This window comes from Shewanella sp. 10N.261.52.F9 (assembly GCF_041471165.1).
Lineage (GTDB): Bacteria > Pseudomonadota > Gammaproteobacteria > Enterobacterales > Shewanellaceae > Shewanella > Shewanella marinintestina.
In genome coordinates this window covers 66,887-83,235 of record NZ_JBFRNX010000014.1, presented here as the reverse complement: position 1 = coordinate 83,235, position 16,349 = coordinate 66,887, and the positions used below count along the sequence as shown (strand labels likewise).

14 protein-coding genes are annotated in these 16,349 nt (G+C 42.0%); 7 read left to right on the top strand and 7 right to left on the bottom strand.

Translation table 11 applies throughout. From position 1 onward, the window contains the following. Nucleotides 1-3 precede the first annotated feature (3 nt). The 4 genes from AB4298_RS11400 to pspA form a co-directional block, all read right to left on the bottom strand. Nucleotides 4-1,449: a YcjX family GTP-binding protein gene (locus AB4298_RS11400; RefSeq protein WP_371986792.1), complete on the bottom strand. Its 1,446-nt coding sequence runs from the start codon at nt 1,447-1,449 to the stop codon at nt 4-6. Nucleotides 1,450-1,549: 100 nt separating this feature from the next. Beyond that, nucleotides 1,550-1,942 (bottom strand): envelope stress response membrane protein PspC, encoded by a 393-nt coding sequence (gene pspC / locus AB4298_RS11395; RefSeq protein ID WP_249000456.1) that lies wholly within the window; start codon nt 1,940-1,942, stop codon nt 1,550-1,552. A 64-nt stretch (nt 1,943-2,006) separates the two neighbouring features. Next, nucleotides 2,007-2,240, bottom strand: a complete 234-nt coding sequence (pspB, locus tag AB4298_RS11390) for an envelope stress response membrane protein PspB (RefSeq protein ID WP_249000455.1) — start codon at nt 2,238-2,240, stop codon at nt 2,007-2,009. Nucleotides 2,241-2,261: 21 nt separating this feature from the next. Beyond that, entirely contained in the window at nt 2,262-2,945 is a 684-nt protein-coding gene (pspA, locus tag AB4298_RS11385) for a phage shock protein PspA (RefSeq protein WP_371986790.1), read from the bottom strand. Between the two features lie 175 nt (nt 2,946-3,120). Here pspA and pspF point away from each other — a divergent pair, with 175 nt between their 5' ends. The 7 genes from pspF (at nt 3,121) to fabV (ending at nt 10,957) form a co-directional block, all read left to right on the top strand. Then, entirely contained in the window at nt 3,121-4,197 is a 1,077-nt protein-coding gene (gene pspF / locus AB4298_RS11380) for a phage shock protein operon transcriptional activator (protein WP_249000453.1), read from the top strand. Nucleotides 4,198-4,261: 64 nt separating this feature from the next. Next, a complete protein-coding gene (locus tag AB4298_RS11375; RefSeq protein ID WP_371986789.1) occupies nt 4,262-5,890 on the top strand; it encodes an ABC transporter substrate-binding protein in 1,629 nt (542 codons plus the stop codon). Continuing rightward, on the top strand, nt 5,890-6,921 hold the full coding sequence (locus tag AB4298_RS11370) for an ABC transporter permease subunit (protein ID WP_249000451.1): 1,032 nt from the start codon (nt 5,890-5,892) through the stop codon (nt 6,919-6,921). The genes AB4298_RS11375 and AB4298_RS11370 overlap by 1 nt, the downstream gene beginning before the upstream one ends. Continuing rightward, the gene (locus AB4298_RS11365; protein WP_249000450.1) at nt 6,908-7,798 is read left to right on the top strand and encodes an ABC transporter permease subunit; all 891 of its coding nucleotides are present in this window, start codon (nt 6,908-6,910) and stop codon (nt 7,796-7,798) included. The genes AB4298_RS11370 and AB4298_RS11365 overlap by 14 nt, the downstream gene beginning before the upstream one ends. A 4-nt stretch (nt 7,799-7,802) precedes the next feature. Further along, nucleotides 7,803-8,810, top strand: coding sequence for a peptide ABC transporter ATP-binding protein (locus AB4298_RS11360; protein WP_249000449.1), 1,008 nt, complete (start codon nt 7,803-7,805; stop codon nt 8,808-8,810). Beyond that, nucleotides 8,791-9,576: a peptide ABC transporter ATP-binding protein gene (locus tag AB4298_RS11355; RefSeq protein ID WP_249000448.1), complete on the top strand. Its 786-nt coding sequence runs from the start codon at nt 8,791-8,793 to the stop codon at nt 9,574-9,576. The genes AB4298_RS11360 and AB4298_RS11355 overlap by 20 nt, the downstream gene beginning before the upstream one ends. 178 nt (nt 9,577-9,754) lie before the next feature. Further along, entirely contained in the window at nt 9,755-10,957 is a 1,203-nt protein-coding gene (gene fabV / locus AB4298_RS11350; protein WP_371986787.1) for an enoyl-ACP reductase FabV, read from the top strand. Nucleotides 10,958-11,272: 315 nt separating this feature from the next. On the opposite strand, the gene AB4298_RS11345 is transcribed toward fabV, so the two are convergent. From AB4298_RS11345 to lon, 3 genes are all read right to left on the bottom strand, one after another. Then, entirely contained in the window at nt 11,273-13,138 is a 1,866-nt protein-coding gene (locus AB4298_RS11345; RefSeq protein WP_249000446.1) for a SurA N-terminal domain-containing protein, read from the bottom strand. Between the two features lie 213 nt (nt 13,139-13,351). Then, a complete protein-coding gene (gene hupB / locus AB4298_RS11340) occupies nt 13,352-13,639 on the bottom strand; it encodes a nucleoid-associated protein HU-beta (RefSeq protein ID WP_220736800.1) in 288 nt (95 codons plus the stop codon). A 253-nt stretch (nt 13,640-13,892) separates the two neighbouring features. Next, a complete protein-coding gene (lon, locus tag AB4298_RS11335; RefSeq protein ID WP_249000445.1) occupies nt 13,893-16,238 on the bottom strand; it encodes an endopeptidase La in 2,346 nt (781 codons plus the stop codon). Between the last annotated feature and the right edge of the window lie 111 nt (nt 16,239-16,349).

Genomic DNA, 16,349 nt, shown 5'->3' with positions numbered 1-16,349 from the left:
AAGCTACTGCAATTTATCACCAAGCAAATACTGCAATACATGATCTAAACGAATATGTTCAAAATCCGCACTGCTACGTCGGGATTGTTGGTTTTTCATTGGCGCAAAATTAACAAATTCAAACCCCTGGCTTTTCCAAAAGTCCGCAGAAGGTAAGGATTTAGGGACTTCGCCCGGGTATAATGTTACCGGAGTCTGCTGCTTAAGTTCGGTGCCGCGCACAACTTCTATCTCACCACCATTTTGCTTTACCATGCCATGAGTCGTCGATTTAATAGCGCTAATAGCCATCGTTTCAACTTCACAACCTTCAAATTTGGCATGTTGCTGACTTTGATGAACTAACTGAGTCAGTAATGACAGTACATTACCTTGTTGATCTCGAGTAATATGATCGACCTTACTCGCTGCAAACAGTAGTTTATCGATTTTCGGTGAGAATAAGCGTTTTAATAAACTCGACTGACCAAATTGAAAACTTTCCATCACCGCATGTATCGCTGAATTCATATCTTCAAACTGAGCATGCCCGCGATTTAGCGGGGTAAAGCAATCAACTAGCAATAACTGCCGATCAAACTTAGCAAAGTAATCATGATAAAAAGGCTTAACCACACGCGCCACGTACTCTTTATAGCGCAGCTTTAAAGTGTGATAGAAACTGTTTGCGGCAGATTGCTCTAACGAATCAAAGCCTATTTCGTCCAGTTCAAGCAACGGGAACAATGCCAATACAGGTGTACCTTCAAGTTCACCAGGTAACAACAGTCGTCCTGGCTGGGCATAATAAAAGCCATGGTTAGTCACACAATCTTGCAATAGCTTTTGATAACAATCAGCTATTTGCTGCAGTTTTAGCTCATCTGCAGTGGCTGCTAAGTCGACACTCTGCACTAATTGGTCAAATTCTGCGAAATAACTAGAGCGCTCAAATATCGCCTTTCTTTCAACTTGTGTGTTAGACCATTGCTGAAATGACAGTTTTAACATAGGCAAGTCAAGCAACCACTCACCAGGATAATCAACAATATCTAAATAAAGCGTCGCACTATCGGTAAATTTTGATAATAAGCCTTTTGCCGGACGATACTTAATCGCGAGCCGCAATTCACTAATACTTCGAGTCGATACTGGCCAACTTGCAGGTTCTGCGGTTAAAGATTGTATTGCCGCATCATAATTAAAACTTGGAACCGTTAAGTCAGGTTGCATATCGCGTTTTACGCCATAAAGGCGACCATCGCGAGCCACTTTCCAAAGAGGCAAGTGAGCACTAGTTTCACTAAGTCCACTATGCAGTAGTTGATTAACCAAGCCGGTGATAAAAGCCGTTTTACCTGCGCCAGCTAAACCCGTTACCGCTAGGCGTAAGTTTTTATCAGTAGTTCTAAGCGCAACAGCTTGAGTATTTTTACTGAGTTTTTTGAGGGAGCGTTTAAGACTTGACATAAAATGAAGTAAAACCCGCTAGAGAAAGTTCATGGGCAGTATAACCTGCCCCGTCATTGAACTGTAATTTATCACTTATTTGAGGCTTGAATTCGTGCCACTATAAATTGTTGATTTGACTTTTAAGGTCATAATTATCAGAAGTGACATGACGTTCAAGATTCTGCAATCTCACTTCAAGTGATCTAAATTGGCTATTTACGTCCCTTAATGCCATTTTAGCTGGCTCACCTGACTGCCATACCTTTTTCTTCAGTCCAATTTCTTTATTTAAGACTTCGTTTTTACCAGTGCCGGGCTTGATATCCAAAATCATCCAAAGTAGCACATAGATGATTAACACAATGCCAGAGCCGCCGAGTAAAAAAATTGAAGCTGCAACGACTCTGACTAACCAAGTTTCAAAATTAAAGTAATCTGCAATCCCTGAACAAACACCTGCAATTTTACCTGATTGAGGAATTCGATATAACGTTCTATTTCCTTCGCTCATCTGCACTTCCTCCTATGAGTTATTTAAATAATGTTGCTTATTAACCGGGGTGGGGATCGTCATCTTAATCATGACGATTTCTCCATTGCGGCGCCTCGCTATCTAAGATTGCTTCCAGTGTTTCAATACGGTGCGACATCTTGTCTGCTTTAGCAATAAGCTCGTTTAACTGGTTAAACTCTTCTTCTGTAAGTCCTTGGCTAACTTGCCTCTTACTGCGGTAATGAAGTATCAACCATATTGGAGCCACAATGACCATAAAAATAATAATTGGGGCCATCAAAATATCTGCGTCCATAACTCAACTCCTTTTTGGTTTTTACTTTGCTTTAGATTTAGCTTTGCTGTCCTTCATTTTTGCTTTAAGCGCTTCAAGCTCTGCATTTACAGAATCTTCAGCTTCTAAGGCAGCAAATTCATCATCAAGCGTATTCTTATTACCTAGGTCATAGGCGTCAACTTGAGACTCTAACCCCTCAACGCGGCGCTCATATTGCTCAAACTTGCTCATTGCGTTATCTATTTTGCTCGAATCAAGCTGCTTCTTCACTTCTAAGCGAGAAGATGCTGTCTGCTTGCGCATAATAATGGTCTTTTGACGAGCTTTTGCGTCGGCTAACTTTTCTTGTAGCAAGTTAACTTCTTCTTTAAGGCGTAAAATATGCTCTTCTACCACCACTAACTCAGCTGCTAACGTTTGTGCAAGGTCATTAGCTTTTTGCTTTTCTACTAATGCAGCCTTAGCAAGATCTTCACGGTCTTTCGACAAGGCTAACTCAGCTTTGCTTTCCCAGTCGTGAACTTGCTCTTGTACTTTAGCGATACGACGGATGATCTCTTTTTTCTCGGCTAGCACTTTAGCTGAGGTTGAACGTACTTCAACAAGAGTATCTTCCATTTCTTGAATGATCAGACGTACCATTTTTTCTGGATCTTCAGCCTTATCAAGTAATGCGCTGATATTCGAGTTAATGATGTCTGCAAAGCGTGAAAAGATTCCCATAATAATTTCCTCTAATTAACGTTGGATTCGATAAATATAATCCACTTTCCGTGCCAAGTTTTATAAACCTATAACATACAACAGCTTAAACAATTATTTAACTTTTGCTTTCATTTATAAACTCAGCATCATATTATTATTTTCACCAATTATTAGCGTGAAAGACTAAATAACTGTGAGAAAGCAATTTCAACAAGATAATCTTATCGGACAATCCAATGCACTATTGGAAGTTCTTGAGCATATTTCCCAAGTCGCACCTTTATCTAAGCCGGTACTAATTATTGGAGAACGTGGAACAGGTAAAGAGCTTATTGCTGAGCGATTACATTACTTGTCAAAACGTTGGGATCAAAGCTTTATCAAACTTAATTGTTCGTCCTTAAGTGAGAATCTACTTGAAAGTGAGCTTTTTGGCCACGACGCAGGAGCTTTTACCGGTGCCAGTAAAAAGCATCAAGGCCGATTTGAACGTGCAGACGGTGGTACCCTATTTTTAGATGAACTTGCTAATACATCGGGGCTCATTCAAGAAAAACTGCTACGAGTGATTGAATATGGCGAGTTCGAACGTGTGGGTGGCAGTAAAACCGTACAAACTGATGTGCGTCTTATTTGCGCCGCAAATGAGGATTTACCCACTTTAGCCGATGCTGGTGAATTTAGAGCTGATTTACTCGACAGACTCGCTTTTGATGTCATTACTTTACCACCATTAAGACACCGTGCTGAAGATATCATGCCATTAGCAGAATACTTTGCTGTGGGTATGGCAAGGCAATTAAAATTGGAATTATTTGAGGGCTTTAGTAGTAGTGCAATCGAGCAGCTTATGGAATACCCATGGCCAGGTAATATTCGAGAACTTAAAAACGTGGTTGAACGCAGTGTATACCGTAACGCTGATACTAATGCAGCTATTGAGCAGATTATTATCGATCCGTTTGCTTCACCTTATCGGCCGACTAAGCGTGTTAAAACTATTGAGCGTCAACAAAAAACTCCTACGGAAACTCCGCTAAATACGGACCTTTCGGAAGAACAGCTGCAAGTTTCAAATAGCAATGGGCATTCAAACAGCGTTAACTTCCCTATCGACTTCAAAACACATTGTGAACAAAGTGAAATACAAATACTAAAGCAAGCATTAGAGGCTGGGCAATTTAACCAGAAGAAGACCGCGGATTTACTCGGTTTAAGCTATCACCAATTGCGCGGGATCTTAAAGAAATACAACTTACTGGATAAATAATTGCTGTTAGCTAGCGGGCACTGTTAAAATAGCTATTAACGTTCAGCTCAAAAATGATTGTTAAATGAAACTGCTGTTAAAGAGAATTAAGTTGATCACTGGGATCTCTGCGATTAACTTGTTCCTCATCGCCTGTGGCCCCCAGCAAGTTCCCACTGGTTTAGTCTATTGCTCTGAAGGCAATCCTGAGACTTTTAATCCGCAATTGGTGACCTCTGGTACCACCATTGACGCCACCTCACAGCAGTTATACGACAGTTTAGTCGATTATGACCCTGTATCTGGCGAAATAGTCCCTGCTTTAGCGACCTCATGGGAAACGAATGATGATGGTTTAAGTTATCGTTTTAAATTACGCCCAGATGTACAGTTCCATAAAACGGATTGGTTTAGCCCTACACGTACATTTAACGCCGACGATGTGCTTTTCTCCTTCAATCGTATTATCGATAGCCAAAATAGCTACCATGCTATCTCTAAAACTGGTTACCCATTTTTCCAGAGTATCGGTTTCACCCAACAGGTTGAACGCATTGAAAAGGTAGCGAATGACGAAGTTATCTTCCATCTAAACCAAACGAACGCATCGTTTTTAGCTAATTTGGCGACAGGCTTTTCAGTTATCTTGTCAAAAGAGTATGCCGATAACTTATTAGCACAGGGCAAACCAGAGCAGCTCGACAGAATGCCTATTGGCACAGGGCCTTTTAAACTGGTTAATTACGTTAAGAATGAATATATTCGTTATCATAGAAACAACAACTTCTGGCGCCCCCCACCTGAGTTTGAGCAACTAGTTTTTAATATTACTCCACAAAGTAGTGCTCGATTAACTAAGCTAATTACTGGCGATTGTAGTGTTTCAGCTCTGCCCAAAGCGGGTGAACTACCTGTCATCAAACAACATTCGAACCTTGAGATAGATACCCAGCTTGGATTTAACGTAGCGTTTTGGGCCTTTAATACTAAAAAGAAGCCATTTGATGATGTACGTGTACGCCAAGCCTTAGCGTACGCCGTTGATAAGCAAAATATTCTACGTGCCGTTTACCAGGAGACAGCAATTAAAGCGACCGGTATGTTGCCGCCACAATCTTGGGCCTATCATTACAACAAAAGTAGTTATCACTATAATCCTGAAAAATCACGAGCGTTACTTGCAGATGCTGGCATAAAAAATCTCACTATCGATATCTGGGCTATGCCTGTAGCCCGTATTTATAATCCAAATGCGCTAAAGACCGCCGAGCTAATCCAAGCTGATTTGGCTAATATTGGTGTTAAGGTCAATATTGTCACCTTTGACTGGAGTGTGTTTAACCAAAAGCTAAATAACAATCAATATGACTCGGTATTAATAGGTTGGAATGCCGATAATAGCGATCCTGATAACTTTTTCTCACCAATTATGAGCTGCGCTTCTTTAGCGTCCTCAAGCAATCGCGCACAATGGTGTAATCTAGAAATGGATCGCACATTAGCTAAGGCTAAAGCCACCACTTCAGAGCCAGAACGTAAAATTTTATATCAGCAGGCTGAAGCTCTATTTAACGAGCACGTCCCTATGATGACTTTTGCCCATGCCACACAGCTAACGTTTAAAAGTAAAAATGTGAAACAAACTCAACTCACCCCGTTTGGCGGGATTACATTTGAAAATGCTAAGACGATAGCGCCTGAAGGAGATTTGTAATGGGTCGCTATTTAGTTCGTCGCTTAAATCTATTTATAGCTACAACTATCGCATTGATTACTGTGCTATTTATCACTACAGGGCATTTCCCTGTCGAAAGACCTTATGCGCTGTCAGGGATAGCGGCACCTACTTCAACACAACTGCAAAATATTACTGATAATTACCAACTAAACGGTAATCAGCTACAGCAGTTTATCGCCTATGCTCAGACCCGTTTAAGTGGTGATTTAGGTCTATCAGTGACTTCACAACGCCCTGTGATTGAGGAATTGACACAAGCTTTACCCGCCTCTTTCGAACTCGCTATAGTTGCCGGACTCATAGCGGTATTATTTGGTGTTCCATTAGGTGTTTTAGCGTCGTTAAGCAAAAACAAGGTCACTCAACACAGTATTATGGCAATAACCTTAACTGGCTATTCCATACCTGTATTTTGGCTAGGTTTGACCTTATCACTTTGGTTTGGCGTTGAATTAGGCTGGTTACCCGTTTCTGGTCGGATTAATTTGCTTTACGAAATAGAACCTGTCACAGGCTTTATGTTGATCGATACTTTACTGTCAGATTCAATCTACCGCGTATCGGCATTTAAAGACGCTGTGTTTCATATCATTTTGCCGTCAATAACATTAGCTGTATTACCTTTTACGGTAGTAGTGCGTATTACTCGTGCTGCCATGTTGACCATCATGGAACAACCTTATATTAAAGCTGCTGAAGCTCGAGGACTCCACACTGGTACAATTGTGCTACGTCATGCATTACCTAACGCACTCATTCCTGTATTAAAAAATATGGGCCTAATGTTAGGCACATTTGCTAGCTACGCTATGATAGTCGAGGTTATATTTTCTCGTCAGGGGGTAGGAAGCTGGCTCGTATCAGGCATTTATCAGCGAGATTACACAGTGATCCAAGGCGGTGTATTGGGCGTTGCGCTCATTATTATCTTCTTTAGTATTTTAATTGAAGTGCTGCATACAGCCTATAATCCGCTTAGTAGGAAAGAAATTTATGCCGCGAATTAGAATCTATCAAGAAGACCATATTCCTTCTCCGATGCAAAAGGTTTGGCAAGCATTTGCCGACAACCCATTTGCATTAATGGGGCTTTGGGCTGTTTTTTGTTTACTCACTTTAGCCTTGTTTGGTCCATGGATTGCGCCGTTTTCGCCAGAGCAACAAGATCCACTAGCTTTGCTGTTACCGCCATCTTGGGATGCGAGTGGTACTGTTGAACATTTTCTTGGCACTGATGATTTAGGTAGAGATATTTTTAGTCGCCTACTCCATGGTGCGCACCTGACATTTGGAATGGCACTTGCCATTGTTCTCGCATCATTACTCGTTGGTTTTATTATCGGCTCGATTTCAGGCATGATGAAAGGACTAAAATCATCAATTTTAAGTCACTTATTAGATGCACTTCTTTCTATCCCATCCTTGCTACTTGCGATCCTTGTTGTAGCCGTTATGGGGCCCGGTTTAGATAATGTATTTTGGGCTGTAGGTATTGCACTAACACCGCAGTTTGTCCGTGCTATCCACCAAGCCGTGCATGAAGAGTTGCAAAAAGACTATGTTACCGCCGCTAAACTCGATGGTGCCAATTCTATTCAGGTATTTTGGTATGTCATTATGCCAAACGTCTGGGAAACCGTCATTATTCAAACTACACTCGCCATTTCTGCTGCTATTTTGGATATTGCTGCACTCGGCTTTTTAAATCTGGGCGCCCAAGCGCCAAGCCCAGAATGGGGAGCTATGGTATCGCAAGGATTGGATAACTTATTGACCGCACCTTGGACTGTTACCATTCCAGGAGTTGCCATATTGTGCAGCGTTTTAGCCATTAATTTAGTTGGTGACGGATTGAGATCGGCGTTATCGCCCATCAGAAATTAATATTATGCCATTACTCGATATTCGTAATCTCACCATTGAACTCGACACCCCACAAGGACGAGTGAAAGCACTTGAGCGCGTTAGCCTGATGATTAACCCTGGTGAGCTACATGGCCTTGTTGGAGAATCTGGCTCAGGACGAACATTACTCGCGCGCGCTATATTAGGGGTGCCAGGCCATAACTGGACAATCACCGCTGACCGTATGATGTGGGATGGGCAGAACCTAATGGATATGTCTGCCAAACAACGCCGTAATTTAATGGGCAGCGAAATTGCAGTTATTTTCCAAGATCCTACAGGTAGTTTAGATCCTGCAATAACGGTAGGCAGCCAGCTTATTGAAGCAATGCCCTTAGACAAAAAGATTGGATTTTGGCGACGCAATAAAGCCCGTAAAGCTATCGCACAAAAGTGGCTTCACAAAGTAGGTATCAAAAACACTGAAGAGGTTATGAGCAGCTATGCTTGGGAGCTTTCAGCTGGTGAATGCCAAAAAGTGATGATAGCTATGGCTATTGCCAACCAGCCAAGGTTGTTAATTGCCGACGAACCTACCGATTCAATGGAATTAAGTACTCAAGCACAAATATTTAGGCTTTTGAGTAAACTCAATCAACTTCATAACGTATCAATTCTATTGATTAGTCATGAGCTAGACACGTTATCTGGCTGGTGCGATCAACTAACTGTGCTCTATTGTGGTCAGGTAATGGAGTCAGGCCCTACGGCTGAAGTATTAGAGCAGCCTTTTCATCCGTACACCAAAGCCCTTTTAGACAATATGCCAGACTATTCTGGCGGTTTAGCTCATAAATCGGTTATGCAGACACTGCCAGGTTCATCACCCGCGTTGCAACATCTGCCGATAGGCTGTCGCCTAGGTCCACGTTGCCCACAGGCGCAAAAACGTTGCGTCAGCAAGCCAAGTCTATGTCATCAAAAAGACCGCTATTTTGCTTGTCATTTCCCTTATAACAGCGAGCCATGTAATGACGACACCCCTTCTTAAAGTTAATGATTTAAGTAAAAGTTACTATGCTGGCTATAAACGTTTTAAGCGTCAGTATAACCATGCTTTGTCTCCAGTTTCCTTTGAACTTAATCAAGGCGAAACATTAGCCATTGTAGGTGAAGCAGGCTCAGGCAAAAGTACCATCGCTCGCATTCTTGTAGGCGCTGAAATTCGAAGTGGCGGTGAAATCTTCTTTGAAGGTGAGGCTTTAGAAAAACAAGACTTAAAGCAACGTTGTCGATTGATCCGGATGATTTTTCAAGATCCAAATACCTCGCTCAACCCACGGTTAACCATTGGCGAGCTGCTAGATGAGCCCCTTAAATTTAATACAAAATTGGATAGCCATGAACGTAAAGCACAAGTTATTGATAAACTAAGAAAAGTGGGGTTATTGCCTGAACACGTAGAGTTTTATCCTCACATGATTTCTGAAGGACAAAAACAACGAGTCGCCGTTGCTAGAGCACTTATGTTAGATCCTAAAATTATTATTGCCGATGAAGCTTTAACAGCCTTAGATCTATCTGTACGCTCACAGATCCTAAACTTATTGCTAGAATTGCAGCAGGATATGGGCTTATCGTATATTTTTGTATCACATAACATGAATATTATTCGTCATGTAAGTGACAAAATAATGGTGCTAAAAAAAGGCGTAATGGTAGAAAAAGCCAATACAGAACAATTATTTAATGCACCACAACACGAATATACTCAAAGATTAATTCAAGAGCAGAGTTTGTTTACTCGTAAAAAGTAACTCTGTTAAACATATTTTTTCGCCTTAAATGAGGTGAAAACCAATATCAAAATGGGCAGTCTTGAGCGTGCTAAACTGCTCCTACCACTGATAAAAAAGCCGATTTTCGACAAAAACGAGTGCCATTTGATGTCGGTTTAATTATCCTAGAGACAATTTTTTAAGAGAATCAAAAAATATGATCATCAAACCTAGAATCCGTGGTTTTATTTGTACTACGACCCATCCTGTTGGCTGCGAAGCTAACGTCCTTGAGCAAATTAACTTTACCAAGGCAAAAGGCAAAATTGCTAACGGCCCAAAAAAAGTCTTAGTTGTTGGTTCTTCAAGCGGATATGGTCTTTCTTCACGTATCACCGCAGCTTTTGGCAGCGATGCAGCCACGTTAGGTGTGTTTTTTGAAAAGCCAAGTACTGAAACTAAACCAGGTACTGCTGGTTGGTACAACTCAGCGGCTTTTGACAAGTTTGCTAAAGCGGAAGGCCTTTACTCTAAAAGCATTAACTGTGATGCATTTAGCCATGAAGCTAAACAAAAAGCGATTGAGCTTATCAAACAAGACCTAGGTCAAATTGATATGGTGGTTTACTCACTTGCCTCTCCAGTACGTAAAATGCCTGATAGCGGCGAGCTTATTCGCTCATCATTAAAGCCTATTGGCGAAACCTACACCGCTACGGCTGTAGATACCAATAAAGACCTAATCATTGAAGCAAGCGTAGAGCCAGCTTCTGAGCAAGAGATTGCTGATACTGTCACCGTGATGGGTGGAGAAGATTGGGAGCTATGGATGCAAGCTCTATCAGAAGCCGGTGTTCTTGCTGACAACTGCAAAACGGTTGCTTACAGCTACATTGGTACAGAGCTAACTTGGCCTATCTATTGGCACGGCGCACTAGGCAAAGCCAAAATGGATCTTGACCGGGCTGCTCACGCTCTTGATGCAAAGCTTTCGGCAACGGGTGGCAGTGCAAACGTTGCGGTACTAAAGAGTGTTGTTACTCAAGCAAGCTCTGCTATTCCTGTAATGCCGCTATACATCGCAATGGTATTTAAGAAGATGCGTGCAGAAGGGCTACATGAAGGCTGTATAGAGCAGATTAGCCGTATGTTCAATGAGCGCCTATTCAAAGCTGATGGCACTAAGGCTGACGTTGATGAGTCAAACCGTCTGCGTTTGGATGACTGGGAACTTCGTGAAGAGATCCAGCAGCATTGCCGTGATATGTGGCCACAAGTGACGACTGAAAACCTAGCTGAACTGACTGATTACCGTGAATATAAGGAAGAATTCCTTAAACTATTCGGTTTCGGTGTAGAAGGTATTGATTACGAAGCAGACGTTAACCCACACGTTGAGTTTGACGTAGTTTCAATCTAATCATAGTAGCTACAAGAGCTAACCATAAAACGCTGTAATCATTGATTACAGCGTTTTTTATTTCCGCTATAAAAAACGCCTTTCCCTTCGAATGCCCTGTATAAACACATAACAAGACCTTCTCCGCCCCAAAGAAGGATCACTCGAGTCTTTGCCTTCATTAATGAGAACTCTATCCACTTTAGTGTATTAAGCTAACTTTCTGAGCAATAGTTAAATCATGCCTAATTTAAGACATAAAAAAACCGGCTTTATTAGCCGGTTTTTAATGCCTAGTTAAAAAGCTAGACGCTATTTATTCAGTAATGCTCACTGCTATTCAGCTACAGGGTAAAGCACTTCACCCTTAGCTTTTAGAGAAGCGATTACCGCACGATAGTCATTCTCACTGTACTGAGAGCTTAAGCGTTGCTTTAGAGAATCTAGTAGAGCGGCGTCAACGCCATCAGCTGCATTAACTTGCTTTAGAACAACAACTGCATAGCCATTCGCAAGCGCTACAGTATCTACTGATGGCTTATCAGTAGGCTGTGCCATTGCAAATGCTTTATTAACAATTGCACCATCAATATTCTGGGCAAAACGTGCCAGCTTATCTTCAGTGGTAAAGTCAGCAGTAATACCAGATGCTTCAACAGCAGTCATCGCGTCTTGAGCTTGCTTACGAGCAGCTTCATTTGCTTGCTCTTGCTTTAGACGGTTAGCAATCGCATTACGCACATCAGCTAAATCCATTGTACCAGCCTCTTTATGGCTGTTAACACGGATAACTACAACATGGTTTGGCGCAACTTCAAGTACATCACTATTCATGCCATCAACTAACACATTTGTTGAGAACGCTTCTTTAAGCAGATCTGGCTTGCTAAATAGCTCTGGTGCATTATTACGCGTGAACTCTGGTGTTGTTTTAACGTCAACATCTAAGTCTTTAGCCGCTTCGACTAAAGTATCAGGAACTTCATAGCTAGTATCAGCAAGAATTTGCTGTAGTTCGTAGAACTTATCTACTGCGGCTTTATCTTGAAGCTGAGCAATAATCTTCTCTTTGACATCAGCAAATGGTGCTTGAGCACCAGCTTGAATATCAAGTGCTTTAATGATGTGGTAACCGAAGTTAGTTTTGACAACGTTTGAGTATTCACCTTTGTTTAGGGCAAACAATGCTGTATCAAACTCAGGCTCCATAACACCCGCTTCGAACCAGTCAAGTTGACCGCCTTGTTCGCCGCTGAACGTGTCTTCAGAATCTGTTTTTGCAAGTTCAGCAAAATCAGCGCCTTCTTGAAGTTGCTTATAAATAGCCTCGGCCTTCGCTTTAGATGCATCTTCATCATCACCTAACTGGACTAAGATATGCGCCGCTAAACGCTTTTCAGCTTGGGTGTAGTTGGCTTTATGCTCGTCATAATAAGCTTGTGCATCTGCATCAGTTACTTTGATGTCTTTCGCTAACTCTTTAGCGTCAAGCTCAATGTAATCAAGGCTAACGACTTCTGGGCGCACAAACTGTGCAAGGTTAGCATTGTAATAAGTTTGGATCTGCTCATCAGTGACACTGATGTCTGCAAGGAATGGAGTCGCATCAATGATTTTATAACCGATATCACGAGTCTGCCCTTGAAGATCCGCTACATATTGAGCTTCACCTGGTAGAACAAACTCTGAACCAACTAAGGTCGCTACAAGCTGACGTCGAGTCATATCAGTGCGCATCATATCGCGGAAAGTGTTTGCTTGATAACCTAACTGACGCAAAATAGCTTGGTAGCGATCGTTATCAAATACACCATCAGTTTGGAATGCAGGCTCAGTCATGATAGCGGCTTTGATCTGCTCGTCAGAAACACGAAGGCCTAACTCGGCAGCATTTTGATCAAGCAACTTTTCAGCAACTAAACGCTCTAATACGCTCTGCTTTACGCTTTGCATATAGTTGTCATCAGCTGACAAAGTCGCAAACATATCACCTAACTGTTGCTCTAAACGACCACGTTCATTTTGATATGCTTGTTCTAAAGCTGAGTTGCTGATCTCTTCACCATTTACGGTAGCAGCAGCAACCTCAGTTGAAGAACCTAAATAACTACTTACACCCGTAAATGCAAAAGAAAGTATCACAAGGATTAAAATACTTTTTGCAATGACGCCTTGTGAGCCTTCGCGAATCTTTTCTAACATCAGACTTCTCGCTTGTTGCGATTAATAAAATAAAAAGGCGCATCACTGTTTGATGCGCCTTTTTGTAATTTAAAGGAGAAGAAAAAATACTTCAAACTCCTGCTGGCAAAATTAAGGGGTAACTTAACTTGTGCCTTTTCTATTTGTAAAAAGCACTGCTAAACAGTGCTTTTCTACAATAGCCTTACAAAAGGCTGCATTGCTAACTTTATATTAGTTAACAGCGTCTTTTAGAGCTTTACCAGCTTTAAATGCTGGAATATTTGCTGCAGCGATTTTGATCTCTTTACCCGTTTGTGGGTTACGACCAGTGCGCTCTGCACGTTGACGCACTTCGAAAGTACCGAAACCAACAAGAGCAATCTTATCGCCTTCTTTAAGGCCGTCAGTAACAGCGCCGATGAAAGAGTCTAATGCACGGCCAGCTGCCGCTTTAGAAATGTCAGCACCAGAAGCGATTTTCTCGATTAGTTCAGATTTGTTCATGTCATCCCCTTGAATGTAATTTGTGCGCCGCACCCAAATTCTTGTCTAGAGCGGTCTGCGGAGGCTTTTTATAACAAGCTTAGAACCAAAGTTCAAGCCTTATAGGAAAACCAAATAAATAAATTAGGATACTACTCAAAACCAGTCACTCCAAGGGCTGGAGCGACTGACTCTCCACAGACTTAGGCTACCACAGCTTGATACAGAGGTAAGCCCTTTTTACTGTTTTTTTAAAGCATTCCTGCAATTTATTGCGTTAGTCCACGTTTTAAACTACTTCGAAGCCTTCAACTGGTCGTTCAAGCGCCAATTTCAGTACTTCATCTACCCATTTCACAGGATGGATTTTTAGATCTGCTATCACATTTTGTGGGATTTCTTCTAAATCACGTTCATTTTCTTTTGGAATAAGAACAACTTTAGTTCCACCGCGGTGTGCAGCTAGTAATTTCTCTTTCAGGCCGCCGATCGGTAAAACTTCACCACGAAGAGTGATCTCACCAGTCATTGCCACATCGGCACGAACAGGATTACCCGTTAGGCTAGATACCAGTGCAGTACACATTGCCGCACCCGCTGATGGACCATCTTTAGGCGTTGCACCTTCAGGTACGTGCACGTGAATATCGCGCTTCTCATAAAAATCAGGGTTAATACCTAATTGTTCAGCACGGGCACGAACAACCGTCATTGCAGCTTGAATTGATTCCTGCATTACATCGCCTAGCGAGCCGGTATAAGTCAATTTACCTTTACCTGGTACTGAGGTCGCCTCAATAGTCAGTAAATCACCACCAACCTCTGTCCACGCCAAACCTGTCACTTGACCAATCTGGTTGTTAGACTCTGCTTTACCGTAATCACAACGCTGTACACCTAAGAAAGATTTCAAATTTTCTTGGTTAACTTCAATATGTTTAATGCTCTTATCAAGCAAAATGTTCTTAACCACTTTACGGCAGATCTTTGAAAGTTCACGCTCAAGTGCACGCACACCGGCTTCTCGGGTGTAGTAACGAATAATGCCAATAATTGCACTATCATCTACCGTCACTTCCTTAGCCTTAAGACCATTGCGCTCAATCTGCTTAGGCAATAAATGCTGCTTAGCGATATTGAGTTTCTCATCTTCGGTATAACCCGATAGGCGAATGACTTCCATACGGTCCAATAGCGGGCCTGGAATATTCATCGAGTTAGACGTTGCCACGAACATCACATCAGACAAGTCGTAATCGACTTCCATGTAGTGATCGCTAAACGCTGAGTTCTGCTCTGGATCTAATACTTCAAGTAGTGCTGACGCAGGGTCGCCACGCATGTCGCTACTCATCTTATCGATTTCATCAAGCAAGAATAATGGGTTTTTAACGCCCACTTTAGACATCTTCTGGATCACTTTACCCGGCATAGAGCCAATATAAGTACGACGATGTCCACGGATCTCCGCTTCATCACGCACGCCGCCTAAGGCTACACGCACATACTTACGGCCTGTCGCTTTCGCAATAGACTGACCTAGTGAAGTTTTACCTACACCTGGTGGCCCAACTAAACACAGGATTGGACCTTTAAGTTGCTTAACACGGCTTTGAACCGCTAAATACTCTAAGATGCGCTCTTTAACTTTCTCAAGACCGAAGTGATCGGTATCAAGTACATCTTGCGCTTTCGCTAAATCACGTTTGATTTTCGAGCGTTTATGCCAAGGCACAGACACCATCCATTCAACGTAACTTCTCACCACTGTCGCTTCAGCTGACATTGGTGACATCATTTTTAACTTATTAAGTTCAGCAGAAGCTTTTTCCTTCGCCTCGCTAGGCATTTGTGCTTCTTCAATCTTTTTCGCTAAGCTTTCAAACTCATCATGAGACTCATCAATATCACCAAGTTCTTTTTGAATGGCCTTCATCTGCTCATTCAAATAGTACTCGCGCTGACTCTTCTCCATCTGCTTCTTAACACGGCTACGAATACGTTTTTCAACCTGTAGTAGGTCAATTTCCGCTTCCATCATCGCCATTAAGTATTCGATACGCTCGCTTACATTTACCATTTCAAGCACAGACTGTTTGTCTTCAAGCTTAAGTGGCATGTGAGCCGCCATAGTATCAGCAAGTCTAGCCGCTTCATCGATGCCTGATAATGATGTTAATACTTCTGGTGGGATCTTTTTGTTTAGCTTGATATAACCTTCAAACTGACCAACAGCAGAACGTACCAGCACTTCCTCTTCTTTCTCTGAAAGAGGCTCAGACTCGAGATAGTGAGCAGTGGCTTGGAAGATATCATCTTGTTCTGAATAATTGTCGATACGCGCACGTTGACCACCTTCCACTAATACCTTTACGGTACCGTCAGGCAATTTCAATAGCTGTAGTATCGAAGCTACAGTACCAACATCAAAAATGTCGTCACTGGTAGGATCGTCTAACTCAGCATCACGCTGAGCGACTAAAATAATTTGCTTATCTTGCTCCATTGCTTTTTCTAAGCAACGAATAGATTTCTCTCGACCGACGAATAACGGAATTACCATATGGGGATAAACCACCACATCTCTGAGTGGTAGTACGGGTAGTTCGATTCGCGCATCACGCTCTAGGGTCATAGCTCGATTCCGTTTTTTATGATTACTAATGAGTATATTGGGATGATTAGATAGGTTTCAATGGTGAAAAAGAATTAATTAAAGAAGTGTACAAAAAAGGAGCCATATAGG

Excerpts from the sequence above, each read along its gene's own strand:
- pspA (WP_371986790.1), bottom strand. The coding sequence starts at position 2,945 with ATGGGAATCTTTTCACGCTTTGCAGACATCATTAACTCGAATATCAGC.
- pspB (WP_249000455.1), bottom strand. The coding sequence starts at position 2,240 with ATGGACGCAGATATTTTGATGGCCCCAATTATTATTTTTATGGTCATT.
- AB4298_RS11375 (WP_371986789.1), top strand. The coding sequence starts at position 4,262 with ATGAAACTGCTGTTAAAGAGAATTAAGTTGATCACTGGGATCTCTGCG.
- AB4298_RS11400 (WP_371986792.1), bottom strand. The coding sequence starts at position 1,449 with ATGTCAAGTCTTAAACGCTCCCTCAAAAAACTCAGTAAAAATACTCAA.
- AB4298_RS11360 (WP_249000449.1), top strand. The coding sequence starts at position 7,803 with ATGCCATTACTCGATATTCGTAATCTCACCATTGAACTCGACACCCCA.
- AB4298_RS11370 (WP_249000451.1), top strand. The coding sequence starts at position 5,890 with ATGGGTCGCTATTTAGTTCGTCGCTTAAATCTATTTATAGCTACAACT.
- fabV (WP_371986787.1), top strand. The coding sequence starts at position 9,755 with ATGATCATCAAACCTAGAATCCGTGGTTTTATTTGTACTACGACCCAT.
- pspC (WP_249000456.1), bottom strand. The coding sequence starts at position 1,942 with ATGAGCGAAGGAAATAGAACGTTATATCGAATTCCTCAATCAGGTAAA.
- AB4298_RS11365 (WP_249000450.1), top strand. The coding sequence starts at position 6,908 with ATGCCGCGAATTAGAATCTATCAAGAAGACCATATTCCTTCTCCGATG.
- AB4298_RS11345 (WP_249000446.1), bottom strand. The coding sequence starts at position 13,138 with ATGTTAGAAAAGATTCGCGAAGGCTCACAAGGCGTCATTGCAAAAAGT.
- AB4298_RS11355 (WP_249000448.1), top strand. The coding sequence starts at position 8,791 with ATGACGACACCCCTTCTTAAAGTTAATGATTTAAGTAAAAGTTACTAT.
- lon (WP_249000445.1), bottom strand. The coding sequence starts at position 16,238 with ATGACCCTAGAGCGTGATGCGCGAATCGAACTACCCGTACTACCACTC.